The organism is Candidatus Binatota bacterium (genome assembly GCA_012960245.1).
GTDB lineage: Bacteria > Desulfobacterota > Binatia > UBA1149 > UBA1149 > UBA1149.
Genome location: DUBO01000020.1, coordinates 1 through 23,375 on the forward strand (window position 1 = coordinate 1; position 23,375 = coordinate 23,375).

Annotated in this window: 21 protein-coding genes and 1 pseudogene; 15 read left to right on the top strand and 7 right to left on the bottom strand. The window is 65.3% G+C overall.

Annotated elements, in window-relative coordinates:
* The first annotated feature begins 70 nt into the window (after positions 1-70).
* On the top strand, positions 71-556 hold the full coding sequence (locus EYQ35_03105; protein HIF63128.1) for a hypothetical protein: 486 nt from the start codon (positions 71-73) through the stop codon (positions 554-556).
* A gap of 36 nt (positions 557-592) precedes the next feature.
* Here the strand turns inward: EYQ35_03105 and EYQ35_03110 are convergent, their stop codons facing one another.
* Positions 593-1,507, bottom strand: a complete 915-nt coding sequence (locus EYQ35_03110) for an SDR family NAD(P)-dependent oxidoreductase (GenBank protein ID HIF63129.1) — start codon at positions 1,505-1,507, stop codon at positions 593-595.
* A gap of 131 nt (positions 1,508-1,638) precedes the next feature.
* On the opposite strand from EYQ35_03110, the gene EYQ35_03115 reads away from it, so the two are divergent.
* The 5 genes from EYQ35_03115 to EYQ35_03135 all read left to right on the top strand — a co-directional run bounded on the left by EYQ35_03115 (position 1,639) and on the right by EYQ35_03135 (position 5,828).
* Positions 1,639-2,280 (top strand): glutathione S-transferase family protein, encoded by a 642-nt coding sequence (locus EYQ35_03115; GenBank protein ID HIF63130.1) that lies wholly within the window; start codon positions 1,639-1,641, stop codon positions 2,278-2,280.
* A gap of 24 nt (positions 2,281-2,304) precedes the next feature.
* Positions 2,305-3,741 carry an aldehyde dehydrogenase family protein gene (locus tag EYQ35_03120; GenBank protein ID HIF63131.1) on the top strand — a complete coding sequence of 479 codons (1,437 nt, stop codon included), beginning with the start codon at positions 2,305-2,307 and terminating at the stop codon, positions 3,739-3,741.
* An 88-nt stretch (positions 3,742-3,829) separates the two neighbouring features.
* A complete protein-coding gene (locus tag EYQ35_03125) occupies positions 3,830-4,954 on the top strand; it encodes a hypothetical protein (protein HIF63132.1) in 1,125 nt (374 codons plus the stop codon).
* Complete coding sequence (locus EYQ35_03130) at positions 4,951-5,442, top strand: PaaI family thioesterase (GenBank protein ID HIF63133.1); 492 nt, start codon at positions 4,951-4,953, stop codon at positions 5,440-5,442. Before EYQ35_03125 ends, EYQ35_03130 begins: the two co-directional genes overlap by 4 nt.
* The gene (locus tag EYQ35_03135; GenBank protein ID HIF63134.1) at positions 5,433-5,828 is read left to right on the top strand and encodes a PaaI family thioesterase; all 396 of its coding nucleotides are present in this window, start codon (positions 5,433-5,435) and stop codon (positions 5,826-5,828) included. The genes EYQ35_03130 and EYQ35_03135 overlap by 10 nt, the downstream gene beginning before the upstream one ends.
* Positions 5,829-5,841: 13 nt before the next feature.
* Here the strand turns inward: EYQ35_03135 and EYQ35_03140 are convergent, their stop codons facing one another.
* The 4 genes and pseudogenes from EYQ35_03140 to EYQ35_03155 form a co-directional block, all read right to left on the bottom strand.
* The gene (locus EYQ35_03140; GenBank protein HIF63135.1) at positions 5,842-6,690 is read right to left on the bottom strand and encodes a hypothetical protein; all 849 of its coding nucleotides are present in this window, start codon (positions 6,688-6,690) and stop codon (positions 5,842-5,844) included.
* Positions 6,687-7,223, bottom strand: a complete 537-nt coding sequence (locus EYQ35_03145; protein ID HIF63136.1) for a nuclear transport factor 2 family protein — start codon at positions 7,221-7,223, stop codon at positions 6,687-6,689. Before EYQ35_03145 ends, EYQ35_03140 begins: the two co-directional genes overlap by 4 nt.
* A gap of 3 nt (positions 7,224-7,226) precedes the next feature.
* A pseudogene (locus tag EYQ35_03150) lies at positions 7,227-8,955 on the bottom strand (cytochrome P450).
* A complete protein-coding gene (locus EYQ35_03155) occupies positions 8,952-10,178 on the bottom strand; it encodes a cytochrome P450 (GenBank protein HIF63137.1) in 1,227 nt (408 codons plus the stop codon). The pseudogene EYQ35_03150 and the gene EYQ35_03155 overlap by 4 nt, the downstream one beginning before the upstream one ends.
* A 120-nt stretch (positions 10,179-10,298) precedes the next feature.
* Here EYQ35_03155 and EYQ35_03160 point away from each other — a divergent pair, with 120 nt between their 5' ends.
* On the top strand, positions 10,299-11,156 hold the full coding sequence (locus tag EYQ35_03160) for an NAD(P)-dependent oxidoreductase (GenBank protein HIF63138.1): 858 nt from the start codon (positions 10,299-10,301) through the stop codon (positions 11,154-11,156).
* 270 nt (positions 11,157-11,426) lie between these two features.
* Entirely contained in the window at positions 11,427-13,070 is a 1,644-nt protein-coding gene (locus tag EYQ35_03165) for a hypothetical protein (protein ID HIF63139.1), read from the top strand.
* A 147-nt stretch (positions 13,071-13,217) separates the two neighbouring features.
* On the opposite strand, the gene EYQ35_03170 is transcribed toward EYQ35_03165, so the two are convergent.
* Positions 13,218-14,429 carry an LLM class flavin-dependent oxidoreductase gene (locus EYQ35_03170; protein HIF63140.1) on the bottom strand — a complete coding sequence of 404 codons (1,212 nt, stop codon included), beginning with the start codon at positions 14,427-14,429 and terminating at the stop codon, positions 13,218-13,220.
* A gap of 187 nt (positions 14,430-14,616) precedes the next feature.
* Here EYQ35_03170 and EYQ35_03175 point away from each other — a divergent pair, with 187 nt between their 5' ends.
* From EYQ35_03175 to EYQ35_03200, 6 genes are all read left to right on the top strand, one after another.
* Entirely contained in the window at positions 14,617-15,273 is a 657-nt protein-coding gene (locus EYQ35_03175; protein HIF63141.1) for a nitroreductase family protein, read from the top strand.
* Positions 15,274-15,325: 52 nt separating this feature from the next.
* On the top strand, positions 15,326-16,486 hold the full coding sequence (locus EYQ35_03180; GenBank protein HIF63142.1) for a hypothetical protein: 1,161 nt from the start codon (positions 15,326-15,328) through the stop codon (positions 16,484-16,486).
* Between the two features lie 78 nt (positions 16,487-16,564).
* Positions 16,565-17,215: a TetR/AcrR family transcriptional regulator gene (locus EYQ35_03185; GenBank protein ID HIF63143.1), complete on the top strand. Its 651-nt coding sequence runs from the start codon at positions 16,565-16,567 to the stop codon at positions 17,213-17,215.
* A 4-nt stretch (positions 17,216-17,219) separates the two neighbouring features.
* Positions 17,220-18,215 carry an aromatic ring-hydroxylating dioxygenase subunit alpha gene (locus tag EYQ35_03190; protein HIF63144.1) on the top strand — a complete coding sequence of 332 codons (996 nt, stop codon included), beginning with the start codon at positions 17,220-17,222 and terminating at the stop codon, positions 18,213-18,215.
* Between the two features lie 19 nt (positions 18,216-18,234).
* Positions 18,235-19,443, top strand: coding sequence for an amidohydrolase (locus EYQ35_03195; protein HIF63145.1), 1,209 nt, complete (start codon positions 18,235-18,237; stop codon positions 19,441-19,443).
* Between the two features lie 82 nt (positions 19,444-19,525).
* Complete coding sequence (locus EYQ35_03200) at positions 19,526-20,383, top strand: SDR family NAD(P)-dependent oxidoreductase (protein HIF63146.1); 858 nt, start codon at positions 19,526-19,528, stop codon at positions 20,381-20,383.
* Positions 20,384-20,399: 16 nt separating this feature from the next.
* Here the strand turns inward: EYQ35_03200 and EYQ35_03205 are convergent, their stop codons facing one another.
* Positions 20,400-21,899 (bottom strand): MBL fold metallo-hydrolase, encoded by a 1,500-nt coding sequence (locus tag EYQ35_03205; protein HIF63147.1) that lies wholly within the window; start codon positions 21,897-21,899, stop codon positions 20,400-20,402.
* A gap of 153 nt (positions 21,900-22,052) precedes the next feature.
* On the opposite strand from EYQ35_03205, the gene EYQ35_03210 reads away from it, so the two are divergent.
* Positions 22,053-23,345 carry a cytochrome P450 gene (locus EYQ35_03210; GenBank protein HIF63148.1) on the top strand — a complete coding sequence of 431 codons (1,293 nt, stop codon included), beginning with the start codon at positions 22,053-22,055 and terminating at the stop codon, positions 23,343-23,345.
* The last annotated feature ends 30 nt before the right edge of the window (positions 23,346-23,375 follow it).

Genomic DNA, 23,375 nt, shown 5'->3' on the forward strand with positions numbered 1-23,375 from the left:
AACATGGTGCACGCAAAGATGGGCGAGATGCTCAAGGCGATGCAGGAAGGCAGCACGGAGGGGCAAGGACATGGCGACACAGCTTGAGCAGGCCAGCGAAGTAGTCACGAGCGTGGTGCACGGGGCCGACGTACCGTGGGTGTGGATGGGCTTTGAGAACAGTGGCATCGAGATGAAGCTGCTGCGGCGAGGCCGCAAAGACGAGGTCTACACTTTCATGAACCGTTTCGCGCCCGGCTTCATGGCGCCGCGCCATCTGCACCTGGGCGAGGTGCACGCGTGGACAATGGAGGGCTGCTGGTGCTATCTCGAGTACGATTGGAAAGCGCGCGCGGGCGACTACGTGTACGAGCCCGCCGACTCCATACACACGCTCTACGTGCCCGAGGAGAACGAGGGCCTTACGACGGTTCTGTTCACGGTGGAAAAGGGCCTCGATCTCTACGACGAGAACGGCGAGTTGTTCATGACCCAGGACGGTGCGGGTTTAGAAGAGCTCTACCGTGCGGGGCTGGCCGAGCAGGGCCTGGACTGGCCCGACGCGATACTGCCCTGAACCTGGCAGGGCGAGCGTTGCCGAGGCCGCCGCGCCTCAGCCCAGGCCGCCGTCCTGGTCCTTGCCGTCCATGCCCGCGTTGAGTCGCGCCTGGCCCACCAGCTCGCGGGCGATCTCCCCGATCTGCGTCGGGTCGTCCACCGGCTTGGCTTCGGGCCCACGGTGCCAGCCCTCGGCCACGGCAAACACGCCGCCCGAAGCTTCGAACACCCGTCCGCTGATGTCGTTGGACTCTTCACTCGCCAGCCAGGTGACGATGGGGGCTATCCAGCGCGGCGACATGGCGTCCTTGCTCTCTTCTGTTTCGCCGCCCATGCCGAGGTCTTCGGTCAGGCGGGTCAGCGCCGCGGGCGCGATCGCGTTCACGGTAACGCCGTAGCGCGCGAGCTCTCTTGCGGCGATGATCGTAAACGATGCGATACCCATCTTGGCAGCGCCGTAGTTGGTCTGACCGGCGTTGCCGTAGATGCCCGACACCGAGGTGGTGTTGATGATGCGGGCGTTGTTGGTTTCGCCAGCCTTGCTGCGCGCGCGCCAGTAGCCCGCCGCGTGGCGGGCGGGGGCGAAGGTGCCCTTGAGGTGCACCTTGATGACCGCGTCCCACTCGGCCTCGTCCATGTTCACGAGCATGCGGTCGCGCAGTATGCCGGCGTTGTTGACGAGCACGTCCAGGCGGCCGAAGGCGTCCACTGCCTGCTGTATCATCGCCTCGGCCTCGTCAAAGTTGCTCACGTCGGCCGCGTTGGCCACCGCCTCGCCGCCCGCGGCCTTGATCTCGGCCACCACTTCGTCGGCCGGTCCCGTGTCGGCGCCACTACCATCGCGTGCGCCGCCAAAGTCGTTGACGACCACCTTGGCGCCGTGCTCTGCAAGCATGAGCGCGTACTCGCGTCCGATGCCGCGGCCGGCGCCGGTTACGATTACTACCCTGTCTTCACATAATCTGCTCATGGGACAAACATTGTCGTCCGGGCGAGCCAAAGCAAGGCAGTCGTCGCGGGTTTGAGCCGCGGATGCTGTTGTCTCAGCTCGCCCAGTGGGCTTGGCTTGCAAGCGAGGGACACCCCCGGGAGGACGCCGCCATGATAGACCTTTACACCTGGACCACGCCCAACGGACGCAAGGTTTCGATAATGCTCGAGGAGACCGGGCTCGACTACCACGTGCAGCCCGTCGACCTGCAGGCCAACGAGCAGGCGGGCGCCGAGTTCCTGGCCGTGTGTCCCAACGGTAAGATTCCGGCCATCGTTGACCACGACACGGGGGGCACACCGCTGCCACTGTTCGAGTCGGGGGCCATACTGTTACACCTCGCCGAAAAGACCGGGCAGTTTCTGCCTGGCCTTGAGCGACCGTCCGAGCGCGCGCGGGTCGTGCAGTGGCTGATGTACCAGATGAGCCACGTGGGCCCTATGATCGGCCAGGCCGGCCATTTTGTTAACACCGCCGAGGACAAGATCCCCTACGCAATAGAGCGTTTCGTGGGCGAGTCGATGCGCATTGTTGGCGTGCTCAACAACGCGCTGGCCGATTCTGACTACCTCGCGGGCGATTACTCCATTGCCGATATGGCCACCTATCCATGGATCGAGGCGGCGTGGGAGCCGTTCACCTCGATGTCCGAGGGCAAGGCCGAAGAGTTGGCGGCGCTCAGGGCGTGGATGGACAGGTTGGCTGCTCGCCCCGCGGTCGCTCGCGGGATGGCCGTAGGTTCGGGGAACTGATAAACGGGCAGACCGGAGGATAGCATGAAAGAATATCTACAGTTTTATATCGATGGCGCCTGGGTAGACCCCGCGGGCAGCAACACCCTTGAAGTCATCAACCCCGCCACCGAGCAGGCCGTGGGCCGCATCGCCATGGGCGGAGCCGAGGACGTGGACCGCGCGGTCAAGGCCGCGCGCCAGGCCTTCGAGACCTTCAGCCTCACTAGCGTGGACGAGCGCATCGCGTTGCTCGAAAAAATAGTAGCCGGCTTCCAGGCTCGCTACGAGGAGTTTGCGCAGACGATTTCCTCGGAGATGGGCGCGCCGATCACGCTCTGCCAGCTGGCCCAGGCCGGCGCAGGGCTCGCGCACTTTGCTGGCATGGTCGAGATAGCCAAGGGCTACGCCTTTGAGCAACAGCGTGGCACCACCATGCTGCGCAAGGAGCCTGTTGGCGTGTGCGGACTCATCACGCCGTGGAACTGGCCCATCAACCAGATCGCCTGCAAGGTTGCACCGGCCATTGCCGCTGGTTGCACGATGGTGCTCAAGCCGAGCGAGCTCGCGCCCTTGAACGCCTGCCTGCTGGCCGAGGTTATCCACGACGCGGGCGTACCGGCGGGTGTGTTCAACCTCGTTAACGGCGACGGTCCCTCGGTGGGCGCGGCCCTGTCGGCCCACCCGGGCATAGACATGATGTCGTTCACCGGCTCAACGCGTGCCGGCACGGCAGTGGCCGAAGCGGCAGCGCCCGGCGTCAAGCGGGTGGCCCAGGAGCTGGGCGGTAAGTCGGCCAACATTGTCCTCGACGACGCCGATCTAGAGGCGGCGGTGTCGGGTGGCGTGCAGAATTGTTTTGGCAACAGCGGGCAGTCGTGCAACGCGCCCACGCGCATGCTGGTGCCTGCCGATCGCCATGACGAGGCCATGGCAATCGCGCGCAAGGCAGCCGAGGCGGCTGCCGAGGGCGTGGGCGATCCCACCAAGGAAGAAACCGTGTTCGGCCCGCTGGCGCACGCCGGGCAGTACGAAAAGGTGCAGGGGCTCATCAACAAGGGCTTAGAAGAGGGAGCCACCCTGGTGGCCGGCGGCCCGGGGCGACCCGAGGGACTCGACAAGGGGTACTTCGTGCGGCCCACGGTATTTGCCAACGTGTCCAACGACATGACCATTGCGCGCGAGGAAGTCTTTGGCCCGGTGCTTTGCATACTGCCTTACCGCGACGAGGAGCAGGCCATCGCCATTGCCAACGACACCGAGTACGGGCTGTCGGGCTACGTTCAGTCGGGCGACATTGAGCACGCCCGCCGCGTGGCGTCGCGCTTGCGCACGGGCAACGTGCACATCAACGGTGCAGGCCCCGACTTCGCAGCGCCCTTTGGTGGCTACGGCAAGTCGGGCAACGGCCGCGAGTGGGGCGAGTTCGGGCTCGAGGAGTTTCTCGAGGTCAAGGCCGTGCTCGGCTGGGAACCGGCCTGAGCGGTTTCCCAAGCACATGCCCGTGAGTCGTGCCGCCGTCCGTTGTGGGTTGCGTGGCAGCCGTGGCAGGCAGTAGAGGACAACACGCATGCTTTCACGACTCGACGATTACCCGGTGCACCAGGCGCCCGAGCCACTGCTGAGCCCTGCGACGAGCGACCGTAACGTATACGATCGCTACTGGATGAACGGCTTCGACCGCGACGGCGAGTTTTACTTTGCCTTCGGCCTGGCGCGCTACCAGCACCGGGGCATCCAGGACGCTGCCTTCAGCGTGGTGATCGACGGCCGCCAGTATGCCCTGCACGCCTCGGGGCGCGCGCCCGCGGAGCCCACCGATACCGCCGTGGGTTCAATGCGCTTGGAAATCACCGAGCCAATGCAGTCCATGCGATTGCTGGTTTCGCCCAACGAAGCGGGCATAGAGGGCGAGCTCGTTTACAGCGCGCGCACGGCCAATATCGAAGAGGCGCGGCAGACCATGCGCCGCGATGGCCGGGTGATAATGGACGCCACGCGTTTTACCCAGTGGGGACGCTGGAGTGGATCGCTGCGCGTGGATGGCCGCGAGCTTGAGATCGACCCTGCGCGCGTGCTCGGCACCAAGGACCGGTCGTGGGGAGTGCGCCCCGTGGGCGAACCCGATGCGGGCGGCGCACCGTCAGCCGAACTGCCGCAGATATTTTTCCTCTGGGCACCGCTGCACTGGGACGATCACTGCACGCACCTCGGCTTGTTCGAGGATGCCCAGGGCGGCAGGTGGCACCAGGGCGGTGCCGTTCTTCCGGCCTATGATTCGCTGGGCGAGCTGCCCGGTGTCGAAGATCCGGCCACCCGTCGCGCGCGCGCCGTGGATTACGAGGTCGATTATATTCCCGGCACGCGCCGTGCTGCGGCGGCGCGCCTGCTGTTGGATATGGGCGACGGAGAGCGCCGGGAGATAACGCTCGAACCGTTGCTCACCTTTCGCATGAAGGGGCTGGGCTACCTGCACCCCGAGTGGGGGCAGGGCGTGTGGAAGGGCGAGCAGGCCGAGGCCGGAGAGAGCTGGGCCGTTGACGACATCGACGAGCTCGCCCTTGAAAACATACACGTGCAGCAGGTGGTACGCGCCCGTTGTGGCAGTAGCAGCGGCGTGGGCGTGCTCGAGCAACTCGCCATAGGCCTGCACGCGCCGTCGGGCTTTACCGATTTTTTTGGCGGGGCCGAATGATGCCCCGCTACGCGCTCGAGCAGTTCTTCGGCGGCGACCACCAGCCCATGGTGACGCACGTGCCGCACTGCAAGCACCTGGACATGAGGCTGGTCGAGGCGGCACCCTGCGCGGGAACGGTGAGCCTGCCCTGGCAGGAGCGCCTGGTGGGTAACCCGGCTACGGGCGTCGTGTTCGGGGGGGTGATAACCACCCTGCTCGACCACGCATGCGGGTTGGCTGTGACCTGCTCGCTGGAGAAGCTGATCGCTATAGCCACCCTTGACCTGCGCATCGACTACCTGCGCGCGGCCGTGCCCGGCTGCGAACTCTTTGCACGGGCCGAGTGCTACAAGAGCACCCGCAACGTCGCGTTCGTGCGCGGCACGGCCTGGGACGAGGACGCCGATGATCCGTTTGCTACCTGTCTTGCTACCTTCATGCTGGGGGCGCACTCAGCCGGCCACGGTGCTGACCGGATGAAAAACGAGGCGGAGCAATCGTCGTGAGCGCTATCGACGAGGTCATAGCGCAGATTCCCTACGCGAGATTTCTCGAGGTGCGCGAAGACCACGACGAAGACGGTTCGCTGGTGGTGCTTCCGTTTCGCGACGAGATAGTAGGCAACGTCAACCTGCCGGCGGTGCACGGCGGGGTGGTCGGCGCTTTTCTCGAGCTCACCGCGCTTCTGCAGCTCATGGAACAGGGCCTGGAGCGGGTGCCGCGCCCCATTAACTTCAACATTGATTTTCTCCGCTCGGTCGGCCCGCACGACACCCGCGGGCGCGCCGAAATCGTCAAGCACGGCCGCCGCATTGCCAACGTGCGCGTGCTGGCCTGGCAGGACGACCGGGCCCGCCCGGTGGCCGCCGGCATCGGCAATTTCCTCCTTTAAAGGCGCGCGCTCTTCAGTACAGCCGTCCCACGAAGTGGGTGGCGAGGTCGAGCAGCAGGAGCATGCCCATCGAGGCCGCCAGGGCTTCGACCACTACGCGGCGCAGGGGCCAGTTCTCGCCGGGCCGCTCGTCCAGGCGGCGGAACATCGGGAAGCTCACGAGGAAGTAGCAGGCGTAGAACAGCGATCCCCACTTGAGCATGCGCGGCAGGTCGCTGTAGCCGAACTGCTGCTCGATGGATCCGCCGGCCATGAAAAAGGTCTCGGCCCAGGCAAACAGGTAGGCCACCGCGACGACCAGCAGCGGTTGCGCCCAGCGCGACGACAGCAGCGGCAGACCGCCCGCGCGCCGAAGCAGCACGACGGCGGCCGCGTGGTAGCTCACAAAATAAAACAGCGCCGAGGGGTACATGATCAACGGCACCGCCTGCGCGCCGCTGCCGATCAGGGCCGAGTCGAGGGTCCACTCGAGCTGCGGGTAGCGGTAGTACATGCCGAGCACGTCGAAGAAGTACTCGCTACCGAAGTAGCTGCCCATCCCCGAAAATACGGCCAGCCACGCGGTGGCCTTGAACCAGTAGCAGCGCCACCAGGGGCGCCCGGCCGTGGTCGCACGCCCGGCCAGGAGCGGCACCACGACCAAGGGGGCAATTATGGCCAGCATCGCCAGGTTGAGTGCCGAGTCGCCCCAGCGCTCACCGGCGCCTGTCAGCATGAGCGTACCCATGCAGGCCATCCAGTAAGGCGTGTAGAGCAGGAACAGTTTCTCGGCCCAGGCCTTGTCGGGGTTGGCCGAGAACCAGCGTGCAGCGGGCCGTCCGCCTTCGTTGTCGGCGACGGTATTCACTTGCGCGGCGCTCACTCGGGGCGTATTTTCTCGTGGCCCGGCGCTACCTCACCGGCCACGGCTGCCTCGAGCCGCTTTGACATTCCCTCTCCCAGTACGCCGGCCTCTATCATCTCGAAGAACAAGGCGGTGACGTTGCCGAGGTCAAAGAAATCGGCCTGCCACTCCCACTTGAAGTCACCCGCGTAGCGAAACCAGGATCCTCCGATGCCTTCCACCGTGTAAGGCGTGCCGTCGGGCCTGCTGGCGTCGGCCACCTGTTTCCAGAAGCCGACGACCTCGCCCTGCTTCTCGTCGATGAGCACCTTCATGTAGGGGTAGTTCCAGCCGTCCAGTCCCTGCATCTCGGTGCCCAGCGCCCACTCGCGGATCTGCTCGCGGCCGCGAGCCATGAAGCGCTCGTTGGGCCCGGTGTTCCAGCTGTACTCGGCGTCGTCGGTATACATCTCGGCCATGGGCTGCCAGTCGCCGGCCTTCTCGGCACGGCGGTTGGCTTCGAGCCAGCGCTCTACCATTTCTTCGAGTTCTTCTCGCGGGTACGACGGCATAAAGTTTCCTCCTGTTGGTTGCTCACGAGAGCGGGTCGCTGGCTGTTTTTTTGTTAGAGCCTGCTGTTCGGATGGCGCGGGTGGGGCAGTTGGCGGCGGCCGCGGCGACGCCCCCGCGCTGGTCGTCCGGCGCTTGCGGGTCGAGCAGCACAACCTTGTTGCTCGCGGTGTCAACGCGGAACACCTCCGGCGCTTCCGATTCGCACACGCCGTGGCCCTGGCACAGGTCGAGGTCGACGCTCACGCGCAGGGGGCCGGTGGGTTGAACGTCTGCCGCGACCCCGGCTCGGGTGGATCCAGCGTCGGAGCTTGTCCGGGTCGGTCGAATGCCCTGGCCACGTCGGCGGTAGCGCACGCGAACGGGGCCGGCCGGTTGCACGACCATCTTCGTGTAGTCGGCCTTGTAGCTGTCGGGAGCATCGACCAGTCGAAACTCGAAGTTGGCCAGTAGCGAGGTCATGATGGCCTTGATCTGCATGAATGCGAAGGCCGAGCCCGCGCAGCGATGGCGGCCACCGCCAAACGGAATCCACGCAAACGGTTTCTCGTGTTCCTCGCGGCCGGGCAGGTAGCGCGAGGGGTCAAAGCTCAGCGGGTCGGGAAACGACTCTTCGAGCAGGCCGGCTACCACCGGCGAGATGGCCACCTGGCTGCCGGCCGGCACCGTGTAGCCGCCGTAGTCGAAGTCGTGAATCACGCCGCGCAACAATATCACCAGCGGCGGGTGCAGCCTGAGAACCTCGCGCAGCGCGTTCTCCAGTTCGGGCATCTCGCGCAGGGACTGGTAGCCCAGGTCATCCGACGCGGCCATGATCTCGTCGTTTTCGGCCAGCACGCGGGCCAGTACCGAGGGGTTGCGCAGCAGCTCGACCACCAGCCAGGTTAGTGTGCCCGAGCTCGTGTGGTGGCCGGCAAACATGGCCGAAGTGAGTATGCCGGTGATCTCGTCGGCGGTAAGCGACGACCCGTCGCTGTAGCGCGCCTCGATGAGCGCCTGCAGCGCGTCGTCGGCGCTGTCGCCGGTGACCGAGCGGTCGTCGATGATGTCGGTGATCATTTCGACCAGGCGCACGCGGGCGCGGTCACGACGGCGGTGCGCGGGGATGGGGATCGAGGGGTTGATGTAACCGAGGGGCGTGACGCCGCCTTCGAGGTCGGCGTACACGCGCGCGAACTCCTCGTTCATCTCGTGGCGAAACTTGCGGCCGAGCAGGCAGTGGCTCGATGTGTAGGTGGTGAGCTCGGCGAAGAACGCGAGCAGGTCGAGCTCGCCCTCGGCGTCGAGCCCCGGCTTGCCGTGGCCGTCGCCGTTATTACCACCGTTATTACCGCCGTACATCATGCCGTTTACTTCTTCGACAAACACAGAGGTGTAGCTGCGCATGTTGCGGTCGCGAAGGGCGGGCATGAGAAAGCCGAGTTGCTCGCGCAGGCGATCGAGCGGGGCGTCAAAGACCACGCCCGGCCCGAACACCGGCGTCATGATTTCGTAGGCTTCTTTCTGGCTGAGCTGTTCGTCGGGCGCGCGGCAGAAGGCCTCGTGGGCGGCGGGCCCGGTCATGAGCACGATCTTCTTGTTGAGCAGGCGAAACTCGCCCAGCTCACCACACTCGCGGTGTACGCGCTGCATGAGCGCGACCGAGTTGCGGCCGAATTCAACGGCGTGGCCGAGCAGTGGCAGCCCGCCGCTGACCTTGGACGGGGCCCGGCGGGCGGCGGAGCGGTCGCTCATTTCTTGAATTCCACCGGCATGGCCGAAAAGCCGCGCACGTTGACCGAGTGCACGCGTTCGAGTCCGTCCGGGTCGAGCTCGTAGCCTGCAAAGCTGCCCAGCAGCTCTTCGAGCGCCACGCGGGCCTCGAGCCGGGCCAGCGATGCGCCCAGGCAGAAGTGCGTTCCGTGACCGAAGGCCATGGTGTCGGTCGTGTCGCGGCGTATGTCGTAGACGTCGGCGTGGTCAAACACCCGCGGGTCGCGGTTGGCAGCGCCGACGAGCAGCACCACCATTGAGTCGGCGGGCACGGTTTGTCCGTACCACTCGAGCTCGCGTGAGCTGGTGCGTGCCAGTGCCTGCGACGAGGGATCGTAGCGCAGTGTTTCTTCCACCCACGCGGGCACCAGCGACGGGTCGTTGCGCACGAGTTCAAACTGGTCGGGATTGCGCCAGGCCCAGTACAACGCGTTGGCCAGCAGCTTGGTGGTGGTCTCGTTGCCGGCGATTATCATCAGGAAGAGGAATCCGATGATCTCGCGTTCGCTCAGGCTGTCGCCGTCGATCTCGGCGGCCAGGAGCGCGTCGGTGAGGTCTTCGCCGGACTTGTCGCGGCGGTCGGCGAGCGAATGCTCAAAGTAGCCCACGATTTCCAACGCGGCTTCCAGCCCTGCCGTCGGTATGTCGCGAGAGCCTTCTTCGCGGTGCACGACGAGGTCGGCCCACTTGCGCAGTGTTTCGCGGTCGGCCTCGGGGACCCCCAGCATCTGGCTGACGACGTCCATGGGCAGGCGGCCAGCAAAGTCGGAAATGAATTCACAGCGAGGGCCGTCGAAGCGCTCGATGTAGTGGCGCGCGAGCTCGCGTATGCCGGGCTCGAGCGCGGCCACGCGCCGGGGCGTAAACACGCGCGACACCAGCGCGCGCATGCGCGTGTGGCGTGGTGGATCCATGGCCAGGAACGACATGGTGTTCTCTGCGTTCTCGGTCATGGTCGCGTCCAGCGATACGCCGCGGCGATTGGACAGGTCTTCGGTGTTGCGAAAACCCGCGAACACGTCGGCGTGCCGTGACAGCGCCCAGAAACCCAGCTCCTCGTTATGGTATAGCGGTGCCTCTTCGCGCAGGCGCTCGTACACGGGGTAGGGATCCTCGTGCACCTCGTAGGCGTAGGGGTTATACACCACCGCCCCTTCTGCCTGTGTTGGCAGCCGAGGTGGTCCTTTTGTAGACGCGCTACCCATGGCCAGCGAAGACTACGCTCCTTGCCCCGATAACAGAAGGGGGGAGGAGCCTTTGGGGGCAAAAATACCGGGACCTTCATGCCAATAGGTACGAATCCTCCCTTGGGCTAGGGTGGTGTCATGAAGTTGCGAGTGGGTTTCGTTGGACTGGGTAATATAGGCCGGCCCATGGCGGCGCGCTTGGTGGCTGCAGGCATGCACACGACGGTGTACGATGTCGACGCTTCGGCGGTGGCGGCGCTCGTCGATCTGGGCGCCCACGCTGCTATTGCCGCCCGAGAGTTGGCCGCGGCTGCCGATGTTACCGGCGTCTGCGTGCGCGACGACGAGCAGTTGCGTGCCGTGGTGACCGGCGATGACGGCCTGCTGGCGGGCGCCTCGGAGGGCGACATGATAGCCGTGCACAGCACGGTACTGCCCGACACCGTGCGCGAGCTTGCCGTCCTGGCCGAGCAGCAGGGGGTGTCGCTCATAGACGCCTGCATAACCGGCGGCGCATCGGGCGCCGAGCAGGGTACGCTCACCAGCATGGTTGCGGGCGACCAGCCAGCGCTCGATCGGGCGCGCCCCTACCTCGACGCGTTCAGCGCCAGTGTTCTCGCCACCGGCCCGGTCGGCTCGGCCGCCGCGACCAAGTTGTGCAACAACCTGGTCACCTATCTTGAGTTCCTGGCGGCCTTCGAGTCGCGGTTGCTGGCCGCGGGTTCCGGGCTCGACCCTGACACGCTCGAGCGTGTGCTTATAAGCAACGGCAACCTGACCGAGCAGATGCAGTCATTTCTCGCCCTGCACAAGTTGCCCGCCGCCGCCCGCGAGGATGCAGGCCTGCAGACGATGCTGGCGGGCTTTGCCGGGCTGGCCGAGAAAGACCTCGCCCTCACCCTGGAATACGCCGCGCAGAATGGCGTGGAGTTGCCCGGTACCGAGCGCTGCCAACAGCTCATGCGCCGGGTCTACGGGGTCATCGACCCCGCCTGAGCCCATCTCCCGGCATATTGCCGGAATAAATCCTTAAACCAGGCCAGGAACTCCCAAACACCGCTATATCCGCCCCTGAACTTCGCCCCAATCCGAAAAAACAGCAGTTTGGCCTCTATTTTTACCCGATCGGGGGATGGGTAGCTCTTGACACCAGCCTTACTTTGGGAATATTATCCCAAATAGAGGAGCCGGGGATGCCTAACCGAGCCGTGAGGCTGGCGGGGTAAAAATAATCGGGCCGGTACCGAGAAAGGAGGCAAGAAGAAAATGACAACAGTAAAAACCATGGAGCAGAAGGCGGTGCTGGTAGCCTGGCTGGCCGCCGCGGTCATCGTGCTGGTGGCGGGTAGCGCGAGCGCGCAGATAGGGATTCCGCCTGCGCCGATGCCACCCAACACCGCAGTGTGTCCGGTACCGCTCATCGACGTGGACGCAAGGCGCTCGGTGTTCGTAACCGAGCTCAAGGTGCTCAAGAAATTTGAGCTTGAAGACGTGCTCGGTCGCCTGGCGGCTCCGAGCATCACGCCGGCGCTCGGAGCGAAGGCGCTGTGGAAGCAGTGGTGGGACACCCAGAACGTAGCCCCGGGACTGGGGGTGGGATTGAACTGCGACGACATCATCGACGCGTCGGGCAACCCGGCTATCAACGGTTTTCCGATCGAGTGCCCGCGGCCCGAAGGCGACGAGGTTAACAACAACCCCTTCGACCCGGGGCTGGCGTCTTACTACAAGCCCATCGCGTTGGTAAATCGTTTTGATCTCGCGCCGACCGACGGTGCCAACTGCGGCGAGTACCGCGTCATTTTTGCGCGCGACTCCGGTGCGACGAACCTGACCCAGCGCAACCTGGTCATCTTCGAAGCAGTGCTACCCAACCCGAACCCGGGTTGCGGGGTGGAGGGCTGTCGCAACGTGGCCAAGTTCTGGGGCAAGCTCACCGACGTTAACAGTGCCAAGCGCAGGGGCCGCCTGCTCAGGCGTTTCTACTTCAGCGGAATACCCAGCCTCGGTATAGAGCCGGTGATACAGCGCGCCAACTTCGGACCCGGCGCCGGCCAGGTGCGCACCAACCAGTTTCTCAACACGCCCGGCCCGGTGCCGTGGCAGCTGAGGGAGTTCAAGCTGGTGGAGCTTTGCACTTCACCCTCGGGCCCCTGCCAGGTGCAGTTCGTGCCCGTCACCGACAAGACCAACCCCTTCGGTGAGTTGTTTGACGACACGTCCACGTTGCCGCGGGCGAACCCGTTCCAATCGCACTTGCTCACCCAGTTGCCGGCCCTCGTGGTCAACGACCTGCTGGGGTTTTCATACCAGGTGCCTGACATGTTCAACGCGGGACAGAGCAACTCGCAGGGCTCAGAAAACAACTACGAGTTTCACTTCAACCAGGGCAGCGGTGCGCTGGGCAACGCCATGCAGGCGGGACTCAACCTGCTCGGAAGCAGCCTGACACCAGGCGAGGTGGTCAAGCGGGCGCAGACCCAGTCCTGCGCCGGTTGTCACCAGCTCAACAACTTCGGACAGGCGGCCAACCTTGGAGGCGGGCTGACATGGCCACCGTCGCTGGGCTTCGTGCACGTGTCGGAGGGGACCACTGTCACCATCAACGGTACCCAGCATTGGCAGACATCGCTGGCCCTGGACGACGTCTTCATACCGGCGCGTGAAAGTCTCCTCGAGGATTTTCTGTCGAACCCGCCCTGCTCGCCTTGCGTGTCGCTGGCGGCTGGAAGCGGCCCGGGCAATGGCGCGAGCATGGCGCCGCCGGGCAGCGGACAGGGCTCGATGCTGGTCGAGCCCGATGCGTCGGGACGACTGCTGGTCGATCCCGCCGACGTGGCGGCACTTGACGCGAGGCTGTCTGAGGGCAGGTCGTTGCTCACTATAGGTGGACCTCGCAGGGTGCACTGAGCTCGGCTCGGTGCGGCAGCGCGTGACACTGGTCGCGCGTGGGACTGATCGCGAGGGGGTGCCCCGAGCGCGGTGAGGCCAGGCGGCGGTCGTTCTCCCTATCCCCGGGGAGTGCGGCCGCCGTTTTTTCAGAAGGGGCCCGGGCTCCTAGTTGTTTACCTGGGCCCGCTTGACCGACGCCCGGACCACGGGGATTTCGTCGTCGGCGGGCTCGGGCATTTTCTGCTTGCGGGCCAGCGCTGCCTCCACGGCGGGGGCGAGGCGCTCGGCCCGCGCGGCCGCGCCCTGCTGCTCGCGTTCGGCAAACTCGGGCAACACCTCGGTGGCGAAGCGCTCAATCGACTCGCAGATATGTTCGTGGCGCGCGCGACCGCACTGCTGCATGAAGATGACCTGGTCTACGCCTGCTTGTTCGAAGTCACGGAGCTGTTGCCTGATGTCGTCCGGGGTACCGATGCCCGGGCCCGCCTCGATACCGGTTCGTATCTGCGAGGCTCGGTGTTCCTGGTAACGTTCCCACAAGCGGGTACGGCCGGGCACCGTGTCGCTGGCCACGAGCGAGTTGAGCGCGAAGCCGAAGAACTCGAAGTGTTCCTTGCCGCGTTCCACGGCGGTGGCACGATCGGGGTGCACTGAGAAGCCGGTGACCATGGCGAGGTTGGGGTTGACCGAGTGGCCCAGCGGCACGCAGTGGTCGCCGGTGATGGTGTCGTAGTACGCGTCGCACCAGGAGCGCGCGTCGCGCGGGTCGACGAACGAAAACGCCAGTACGCCGAGTCCGTGTGATGCGGCAACGCGTATGGTGTCGCGGTTGGTGCAGGCCATCCACATGGGCGGGTGCGGTTTCTGCACGGGCTTGGGGATGACGTTGCGGCAGGGCAGCTCGAACGACGGGCTGCTGTAACCGGGGTAGGGGGTCATGGCCATCATGTTGGCAATCTGTTCGGCCGCTTCGAGCGACATGTCGCGCTTCGTGCGGGCGGGCACACCGAAGCCGGCCAGCTCCATGCGCGTGGCGCCTTCGCCTATGCCGAAGTCCACCCGGCCACCCGACACGAGGTCGAGAGTGGAAATCACCTCGGCCGTGCGCGCGGGGTGATTATAGTTGCCTATGACCTGGCGGATGCCGTGGCCGAGCCTTATGCGGCTGGTGCGCGCGGCGGCGTTGGCCAGGAAAACCTCGGGTGCCGAGCAGTGCGAGTACTCCTCGAGAAAGTGATGCTCCACGGCCCAGGCGTGGTCTATGCCCACGCGATCGGCGATCTCTATCTGCTCGAGTGCCTCGAGGTAGAGCCGTTGCTCGTCGCCCTCGTCCCAGGGCCGGGGTAGTTGCAGTTCGTAGAACAGTCCAAATTTCATGTTTTATGTCCTGCTTGCAGACGGACGTGGTTGCTCCCCCGGCCCCCGGCAGGGTATGTTCGCGTCGCTGCTGAAGCCACACTGGCCTGGCTCGGCGTCGGGGCTTTGCTGCTTCGCGTTGCTGTTGTATGAACGGGGGCGGTTGCCGTGCATCGCCTCGGTGCGCTCGCCTCCTGGGGATCGATTGATGGAAGAGACTGGCGTTTACGAAGCGATGAGCACGCTGCGGGCCGTGAGGCGACTGCGCAGCGACCCCTTGCCCGACGAGGTACTCGAGCGCGTGCTGGAGGCCGCCACCTGGGCGCCGACCGGCGGCAACCTGCAACCCTGGCGTGCGATAGTGCTTCGCGACCCCGAGCTCAAGGCCGCCACCGGTCGCCTCTACGCCGACTGCTGGCAGCGCTACGTTGGCGGGCACCGAGCGGCCATCGAGGGGCTGGGCGCGGAGTTAAAAGCCAGCCAGGAGCGCATGCTCGCTGCCGGGGATTACCTGGCCGAGCACTGGGCCGACTCGCCGGCGATAGTCGTGTTCTGCTTCAACCCCGAGGCCATGGCGATCACCGACCGGGCGCTCGACCGCGTGTCGGTAGTTGGCGGCGCGTCGGTGTACCCGGCGGTCGAAAACCTGTTGCTAGCCTGCCGCGCCGAGGGGCTGGGCTGCGTGCTTACGACGCTGCTGTGCGAGGTCGAAGAAGAACTGCGCGGGCTGCTGGGTTTTCCCGGGCCCTGGGGTGTGGCCGCGGCCGTGCCGCTTGGATATCCGCTGCTGGGTGGGCACGGCAGTATCAGTCGGCGCCCGGTGAGCAAGATGTTTTTCGCCGACAGTTGGGGAAAGGCGTGGTAGCCGCGTTGGCTGTACTCGCCCAACTCGCCGGGATGCTCGGAGCGACGCCGGCGTGAAGACGCTGCTCGAAGGCACACGGGCCCCGGCGTCGCTGGTGGCGGCGCTCGACGGCCGCGGCGGCGAAATCGAGAAACTCCGGCGCTTGCCCGACGACATCGTGGCCGAGTTGCTCGGCTCGGGTATTTTTCGTGCCTGCGTACCAACCGTGTACGGCGGCGACGAAACGCCGCTGATCGAAACCCTTGCGCTTGTAGAAGACATAGCTTTCTACGACGGCTCGACGGGTTGGTGCGCCGGCATCGGCGCAACCACCTCGACCTTGTCGGCGTGGCTGCAACCCGACGCGGCGGCGCTGGTGTACGGCGACGCAAACGTGATCACCGGTGGCCACGCGGCGATGCTGGGCACGGCGGCGCCGGCGCCCGCGGGCGGCCTGCTCGTAAACGGCGCCTGGCAGTGGGGCTCGGGCACGCAGCACTGCAGCTGGGTGGTGGGCGGTTGCCGCATGACCAACTCCGAGGGCAAAGCAGCGCCCGGTCCAGGCGGGCTCGAGCAGGCCGTGGTGTTCATGCGGCCCCCGCAACTCGAGTTCATTGACTCCTGGCATGTATCGGGGCTGAAGGGCACCGGTAGCGTCGACTTCAAGGCCGACGATGTGGTGGTCGAGGCCGGGTTGTGGGCCGACCCCTTCACGCGCCCGCCGGTTCTCGACCTGCCGTTGTCACGTTTTCCGTTTTTTGGATTGCTGGCCTGCGGGGTCACCTGCGTTTCGCTGGGCATAGCCCGCCGCGCATTGGCCGAGTTTCTCGAACTGGCGGCGAGCAAGGTGCCCTTTCAGGCTGCGCGTACCCTGGCCGAGCGACCGACCGTACAAGCCGGGGTGGCCCGGGCCGAGGCCGACCTGTTGTCGGCGCGGGCGTTGCTTCGCGAATCGGTAGAGGCGGCGTGGGCGTCGGCGGAACAGGGCAGCCTGCCCGACGAGCAACGCCGCGTGCTCAGGCTGGCGGCCACCAACGCGACGCTGTCGTCGGTGCGCGCGGTAGATTTTCTTTACACGGCCGCCGGTGGCTCTGCTGTCTACGAGAGCTCGCCCATGCAGAGATTGTTTCGCGACATCCACGTCGCCACCCAGCACGCGATGGTAAACGAGCGCACCCTCGAACTCACCGGTCGCATGGCGCTTGGCCTGCCAACCGACACGACCACGCTCTGACTGGCCGGGGCCGGGGGGCGCTTGCAGTTCCCCCGCCGTGCTTGACAAAGATACAGCAAGCAGTAAGTTTACAGTTGCATGAATGGTTTACCGCCAGCCGAGCTGAAACAGCCCGCAGAACAGCCGCCCGGGAGGCGCGAGCGCAACAAGGCGCGCCTGCGGCAGTCGCTCATCGAGTCGGCCATTGAGCTTTTCGACAGCGGAGGGGTAGCCGAGACCACCGTCGCCGATGTCTGCGAGCGCGCGGACGTTTCCGAGAAAACTTTTTTCAACTACTTCCCTTCGCGTGCGCAACTGCTCAGGGCCATAGCCGACCAGTCGCTCGAAGAACTGTTTGCCCAGCTCGACGCCGCGCGTGAGCAATCACGGGATACCGCCGGTCGTGTGCGCGTGTTCTTTGACAACCTGGCCGAGGCGGCCGAGCAACGCGGGCCTCTCAGGCGCGAGCTCTTGAGCGAGATGATCCATTCCGGCCACGACGACGGTGGGCGGGGCGAGCAGGCCCGTCGTCTGCACGATGCGTTCGCGGCTTTTCTCAGGGGCGATGACCTGCGCAGTGACCGTGAACTCGACTCCCTGGTCGAGCTGGTGATGGGCGCGTTCTACGTGCTGATGTTCAACTGGGCAAATCTTGACGACTACCCCTTGCGGCGGCAGGCAGTCGCCGTCGCCGAGCTTCTGGCCGAGTCGGTCACCGGGACCCGCATGCTGAAAACCGAAGGAGAATGAAACGATGACAGACCGAGCGGCCCCTCCCATACCCAACGGCTGGTACGCTGTTGCTTGGAGCAAGGAAATTGAGCCCGGTGGGGTCAAGCGCGTGTACGCGTTTGAGAAAGAACTCGTCGTGTTTCGTACCGAGTCGGGCAAGGCCACGATTTTTGACGCGTACTGCCCGCACCTGGGCGCCCACCTGGGCGAGGGTGGTACGGTTGTTGGCGAGAACCTGCGCTGCCCGTTCCACCACTGGCAGTTCGACACCGACGGCAGCTGCGTTGATATTCCCTACGCAAAGCGTGTCCCGCCCAAGGCCTGCGTGGGTACATGGCCGGTGGTCGAGTGCGCCGGGATGGTGTTTGCGTGGCACCACGCGCTGGGGGAGCCGCCGTTTTTCGAGGTGCCCGAAGTGCCCGAGTACAACCACGCAGACTGGGCCGAGCCCCACAGCTGGGAGATAGAAGTGGAGACCCACGTTCAGGACATGGCCGAGAATAACTGCGACCCGCCTCACTTTCTTTTCGTGCACGAGAACGAGGAAGTGCCCGAGTCGGAGATCGAGTATCTCGACGGCGGGATGACCATGCGCATGGCGAGTTCGAGCGAGCGCGAGACGGTGATCGGCACTTACACCTCCGAGCTGGAGCGCCACACCTGGTGCATCGGCCTGGCCGGTGTCAGGGTAAAGGGCGTCGGTGACGCGGGCTTGTTGATGTTTTCGTCGACCACGCCGATCACGCGCACCCATTCTCACTCGCGCTGGGTGTTCATGGTGACGCGCAACCTGGAGGGTAGCGCCGGCCAGGAGTTTATCGACACCATGAAGGAAGGCGTGCAGCAGGACATGGCGATATGGAACAACAAGATGCACCGCGCCGACCCGTTGCTCTGCGAGGGCGATCGCTTCCTGGCCGAGTTCAGGCGTTGGACCAGGCAGTTTTATTCTGAGCCCGTGGGCCCGGAGCGTGTCGAAGCGCCAGCACTCGCTACGGGCGAGGCCGCCCCGGCATGAAAAGGAGATTGAACCTGTCATGAGCAACGATTCCGCCACCACGGGCACAGCCGCCCGTTGCCTCGTTGTATCGTCGGACTGCCACGCGGGCCTGCCGCCCGAGCAGTACCGTGCTTACGTTGACCCCGAGTACCGCGAAACTTTTGACCTCGCGCTGCCTATACAGATTGAGAAAACCGAGGAGGCGTCGCGTGTCTTTCTCGTGGACGAGGTCAACGACGAGTGGCGCAAGGGCATCGAGCGCGAGCTGTCGGGCGCTTGGGACTCAGACATAAGACTCGAGGTAATGGACGGCGATGGTTGCGCCGGCGAGGTTATTTTTCCCGACGGCATTACCGAGATGAACATGCCGCCCTTCGGTGCAGGACTGTCGCTGCCTACCGAGGAGATCGTGCCCGAGCTGCAGTGGGCGGGTGCGCGCGCGCATAACCGGTGGTTGGCCGAACTGTGCGCGCAGGCGCCCGAGCGGCGCGCAGGGGTGGCGATCGTGCCGGCACTGTGGGACGTGGACGAGGCGGTCAAAGAGGCACGGTGGGCCCACGACAACGGCCTGCGGTCGGTGCTGCTGCCCACTTGCTGGGGCCGCGAGCCAGCGTGGAATCACCGCCGTTACGATCCGCTGTGGGAGATTTGCGAAGATCTCGGCCTGGTCGTCAACTTTCATTCTGGTGCTGCTCCCATGAAGGACTACGGCGATGGCCAGGGGATGGTGGGTATTTATATCAGCGAGGTGGCGTGGTGGACCGCGCGGCCGCTGACCTTCATGATCTGGGGCGGCGTGTTCGAGCGCTACCCGCGCCTGAAGGTAGCGGTGACCGAGGGCACGGCGGTGTGGGTGCCGGAGTTCACGGCGCTGATGGATTTTCGTTACGAGGAGACGCACTTTGCAGCCAAGCTGGGCGACTACCGCAGTCACCTGTCGATGAAGCCAAGCGATTATTTTCGTCGCAATGTTTTCGTGGGGGCGTCGTGCATGTCGCGGCGCGAGGCTGAGATCCGTCATGAGATAGGCCTGGGCAACATGCTGTGGGGCTCGGACTATCCTCACCCCGAGGGCGCCTGGCCCGGCACCCGCGAGCAGATGAGCGTTACTTTTAAAGGTCTGCCCGCTGACGAGGTGCGCGCCATGCTGGGCGGCAACGCTGTCCGGATCTATGGCTTTGACGCCGACGCCCTGGCGCCGGTGGTGGAGCGCGTCGGCCCGCGCATGGAAGACATCACCGGCTGAGGGTGCCTGGGCTGCCCGCGCCGAGAGCGGTGGAATAACAGCGATTGCGGGTTGGGCAAGTCGCCGCGGGGAGTAACGAGATATGAAAGACTACGCTGAAAAAACGGCTGTCGTTACTGGAGGCGCCAGCGGCATAGGCCTGGCCTTGGGCCGTGAGCTGGCGGCGCGCGGTGCGCGGGTGGTGCTGGCCGATATAGAACAGGCTGCGCTCGACCGGGCAGTGGCTGGCTTGCTCGAGACCGGTGGCCAGGCCCACGGGGTGGTCACTGACGTGAGCGACTACGAGTCGGTGGTCGCGCTTGAGCGTCGCGCGGTCGAACTGGGTGACGGCAAGGTGCACCTGCTGTTCAACAACGCGGGGGTGGGCGTGTACGAGGACCTGCCGCTGTGGGAGCTACCGCTGGTCGATTGGAAGTGGACACTCGACGTCAACCTGTGGGGGGTGATCCACGGACTGCGCGCGTTCGTGCCCGGCATGCTGGCGCATGGCGAGCCCGGGCACGTGGTCAACACGAGTTCGGGCAACGGCGGGCTTACCTTGTTGCCGACCACGCCGATCTACTCGACCAGTAAGGCGGCAGTGAGCACGCTGACCGAAGCGTTACACCTGCAGCTGGTGGCGGCCGGCGCGGCCATTCGCGCGTCGGTGCTGTACCCGGGGCCGCACATGGTGTCGAGCAATATTTTTACGGCGTTTCGCAACCGCCCGAGTGGGTTGCTGCGTGACGACGGTCAGCAGACTCCGCCCACGCTAGACGAGATTCGCGAGATGGTGACTGGCATGGGCCAGGAATTGGAACTTACAAGCCCCGAACAGGTGGCAGCCATGGCCATGAGCGCGCTCGATGACGACGAGTACTGGATACTGGAGATGAGAGAAGACACCGAGGCCGCCGTCCGCGCTCGCTTCGAAAACATCCTCCACCGCCATACCCCTTGAAGGAGCGTATCTCCGTTCAGGGAAGGGCGCGCGACATGTGATCGAGGTAGGCCAGCGTAGCCTGGGTGGGTGCGCCAGCCGCGTGAGTGCCTGCCGCGGGGGCGGGCGGAGTGAGAATGCGCCGGCGGTAAACGTCGAGCACCAGCTGGCGGGCGAGACTTGATTCGGGGGCCGCGAGCAGGGCCTGGTCGGCCAGGTGACAGGCGAGCCGCAGGTCATCGCTCATGAGTGCCCGCGCCCGCGCGTCGACCGCTGCAAGACCACCGGCCATCTCGACCTGCAGCACCGCCAGCCGCTCGGGTGACGACGGGTCCCAGTGCGACGGCTGGTCATCCCACCAGCCGGTCAGCTCGTGCACAACCATGCGCGCCACGTCGCGCACGCCGACATAGCGTTCCTGCAGGCGAGAGTCGGTGGCAAGCTGCGCGGGCAGGACGACCGACGCCACCACCTGGTCCTTGCGCATCCCCGAGTTCAAGCCGGCTACCACCTGGTCGACAACCGACTGCAGCGCCTCGGCCAGCACCAGCAGGTTGTCGCGGATTTCGATCGGGTCGTCGAGCGCCTGGCCATGCCCGGGCAGCAACACGCGAGCGTTGAGCGACGCCATTTCCTTGAGCGCAAACGCCCACTCTTCGACGTGCCGCTGCACTCGCTTGCCGTTGCCCGCGTTAGGTATGAAAGACTGCCAGTAATCGGCCGACGCCAGCACCCGCCGGTCGGCCGCCCACACGTAGAGCTGATCGTCGGTCTCGCCGCGGTGGTGCACCAGGACAAAAGTTTCGCCGCCGATCTCGAGAACCAGGCGATCGCGAAAGGTACGCGTCGGCCACACGATGTCGTCGCGCGTGGCTGGCAACTGCTCGACGGGTTGGCTCATGTAGTGCGCGATCGAACCGCGCAGCCGCAGGTAACGCTCAAATCGCGGGATGATGGCCTCGTGGGCGATTATGTTGCGCGGGTTCATGCCAGCGTCCGCCAACGCCCATGCACCGTAAGCGTGATCTACGTGGCCGTGCGTGTATATGACCGTGTGCAGGGGCGCGTCGCTCACCGAGCGTATGGCGTCAACCAGTGCCGGTCCGGCCGGCGCCATGCCGGTGTCCACCAGCAGGAGGCCGTCGCGCGTTTCGAACAACACGGCGTTTACGATCGGCATGCGGATGAGCCATGTGTTCGGCGCCACGAGCTCAGCGCGGGTCTTCGCGCGCGCGTCGGCTATCGCCTGCGGGTCGTCGCGCGAAAACATGTTCTCGGCAATCGCGCGCGAGTAGTCACCCCAGATGCGGGCGTTGCTGATGATGCCCGGCAGCAGCTCGGGGTAGCGGGCCAGCACGCGTGATCGCGCCGCGAGGTCGGCACCACCCACGGCACGGTCGAGTGCCGTTCGCGCAGGATTTTCTACTGCCCGGTAGAGCTGGTTCGCGCTGCGGCCGCCGTACTCGCTGCTCCCCAGCACCAGGCCCAGCGATGCGAACAAAGCGGCAACCAACAGGTAGCGAATCAGTGCAGCCATGGCGTATCCTTCCCCTGCGCGCCCGCGCAATCAAAAGGCGCCGAGCGGCAGAGACGCGCACGCGCGGTGTTACCGGCCAGCCTGGGGTCTGTTGTTTTGCGTGGGAGGGCAGGGTGTGCGAGAACCCGCGTGACCCTGTTGGAGGACGCCGCCTTGGAACCTGTACGCGAACTTGGACTCGATGAAATCAACCTCTCTGAACAAAGCTTCTGGGAGCTGAGCGAAGAAACACGCGAGGGCGCGTTTGCCACTCTCAGGGAGCAGCGCCCGGTGGCCTGGTTCGAGGCGCCCGACGTGGGCGACATTCCCGGCCTTGAGGCCGGCTCGGGCTACTGGGCACTGACCCGCCACGCTGACGTGCTCGAGGCCAGCCGCAACCCCGAACTCTTCAGCTCCGACTCGAGCTATGGTGGCACTCAGATCATCGACCTGCCGGCGGAGTACAGCGAGTTCTTCAACGGCATGATCTCCATGGACGACCCGCGCCACGCTCGCCTGCGCGGGCTGATCTCGGCGGGTTTCACGCCGCGCATGCTCGGTCGCATAGAGCAGGCCGTGGAGCGCGCCGCACGCGAGGTGGTCGATTCGGTCATCGAGAAAGGCGAGTGCGACTTCGTGCTCGACGTGGCCTCACCGTTTCCGCTCATGATCATCTGCGACATGATGGGCATCCCGCGCAGCCAGCTCGACTTCGTGTTCGACCGCTCCAACATAATCCTGGGCGCGGGCGATCCCGACTACGTGGCCGACGTGCAGGACATGGTCATGGCCCAGCTCACGGCCGGGGCCGAGCTGGCCCAGCTCATGGAGGAACTGCGCACGGAGCGCATCGCCAAGCCCACCGACGACATCACCTCGGTGCTGGTCAACGCCGAGGTTGACGGCGAGAGGCTCACCGCCCAGGAGTTGTCATCGTTCTTCGTGCTGCTGGCGGTGGCCGGCAACGAGACCACGCGTACTGCCATCTCGCAGGGCTTGAAGGCATTGAACGATAATCCTGACCAGCAGCGCCTGTGGATGGACGACTTTGACGGCCTCAACGCGACCGCGGTAGAAGAGATAGTGCGCTGGGCAACGCCGGTCATTCATTTTCGGCGCACGGTCACCCGCGACACCGTCATCGGTGGACAGGCGGTAAAAGAGGGTGACAAGGTGGTGCTGTGGTACAACTCTGCCAACCGCGACGAGGACGCGTTCGAGCGGCCCTTTGATTTCGACCTGGCCCGAAGTCCCAACGAGCACGTGGGGTTCGGTGGCCCCGGGCCCCACTTCTGCCTGGGCGCCAACCTGGCCAGGCGCGAAATAACGGTATTGTTCCGCGAGCTTTTCAGCCGCATGCCCGACATAAGGCCCACTGGCGACCCCGACCGCCTGCTGTCGTTTTTCATACACGGCCTCAAGCGAATGCCGGCCGAGTTTACGCCGGGCGCGCTGTCGGCCTCCTGAGCAGCGCTGTCGGTCGGCTGAACGCGTGGC

Bases quoted from the DNA above. Each gene is read 5' to 3' on its own strand.
- EYQ35_03170 (HIF63140.1), bottom strand. From the start codon at position 14,429: ATGAAATTTGGACTGTTCTACGAACTGCAACTACCCCGGCCCTGGGAC.
- EYQ35_03200 (HIF63146.1), top strand. From the start codon at position 19,526: ATGAAAGACTACGCTGAAAAAACGGCTGTCGTTACTGGAGGCGCCAGC.
- EYQ35_03145 (HIF63136.1), bottom strand. From the start codon at position 7,223: ATGCCGTCGTACCCGCGAGAAGAACTCGAAGAAATGGTAGAGCGCTGG.
- EYQ35_03155 (HIF63137.1), bottom strand. From the start codon at position 10,178: ATGGGTAGCGCGTCTACAAAAGGACCACCTCGGCTGCCAACACAGGCA.
- EYQ35_03125 (HIF63132.1), top strand. From the start codon at position 3,830: ATGCTTTCACGACTCGACGATTACCCGGTGCACCAGGCGCCCGAGCCA.
- EYQ35_03205 (HIF63147.1), bottom strand. From the start codon at position 21,899: ATGGCTGCACTGATTCGCTACCTGTTGGTTGCCGCTTTGTTCGCATCG.
- EYQ35_03115 (HIF63130.1), top strand. From the start codon at position 1,639: ATGATAGACCTTTACACCTGGACCACGCCCAACGGACGCAAGGTTTCG.
- EYQ35_03130 (HIF63133.1), top strand. From the start codon at position 4,951: ATGATGCCCCGCTACGCGCTCGAGCAGTTCTTCGGCGGCGACCACCAG.
- EYQ35_03120 (HIF63131.1), top strand. From the start codon at position 2,305: ATGAAAGAATATCTACAGTTTTATATCGATGGCGCCTGGGTAGACCCC.
- EYQ35_03105 (HIF63128.1), top strand. From the start codon at position 71: ATGGCGACACAGCTTGAGCAGGCCAGCGAAGTAGTCACGAGCGTGGTG.
- EYQ35_03190 (HIF63144.1), top strand. From the start codon at position 17,220: ATGACAGACCGAGCGGCCCCTCCCATACCCAACGGCTGGTACGCTGTT.
- EYQ35_03185 (HIF63143.1), top strand. From the start codon at position 16,565: ATGAATGGTTTACCGCCAGCCGAGCTGAAACAGCCCGCAGAACAGCCG.
- EYQ35_03160 (HIF63138.1), top strand. From the start codon at position 10,299: ATGAAGTTGCGAGTGGGTTTCGTTGGACTGGGTAATATAGGCCGGCCC.
- EYQ35_03175 (HIF63141.1), top strand. From the start codon at position 14,617: ATGGAAGAGACTGGCGTTTACGAAGCGATGAGCACGCTGCGGGCCGTG.
- EYQ35_03110 (HIF63129.1), bottom strand. From the start codon at position 1,507: ATGAGCAGATTATGTGAAGACAGGGTAGTAATCGTAACCGGCGCCGGC.
- EYQ35_03165 (HIF63139.1), top strand. From the start codon at position 11,427: ATGACAACAGTAAAAACCATGGAGCAGAAGGCGGTGCTGGTAGCCTGG.
- EYQ35_03195 (HIF63145.1), top strand. From the start codon at position 18,235: ATGAGCAACGATTCCGCCACCACGGGCACAGCCGCCCGTTGCCTCGTT.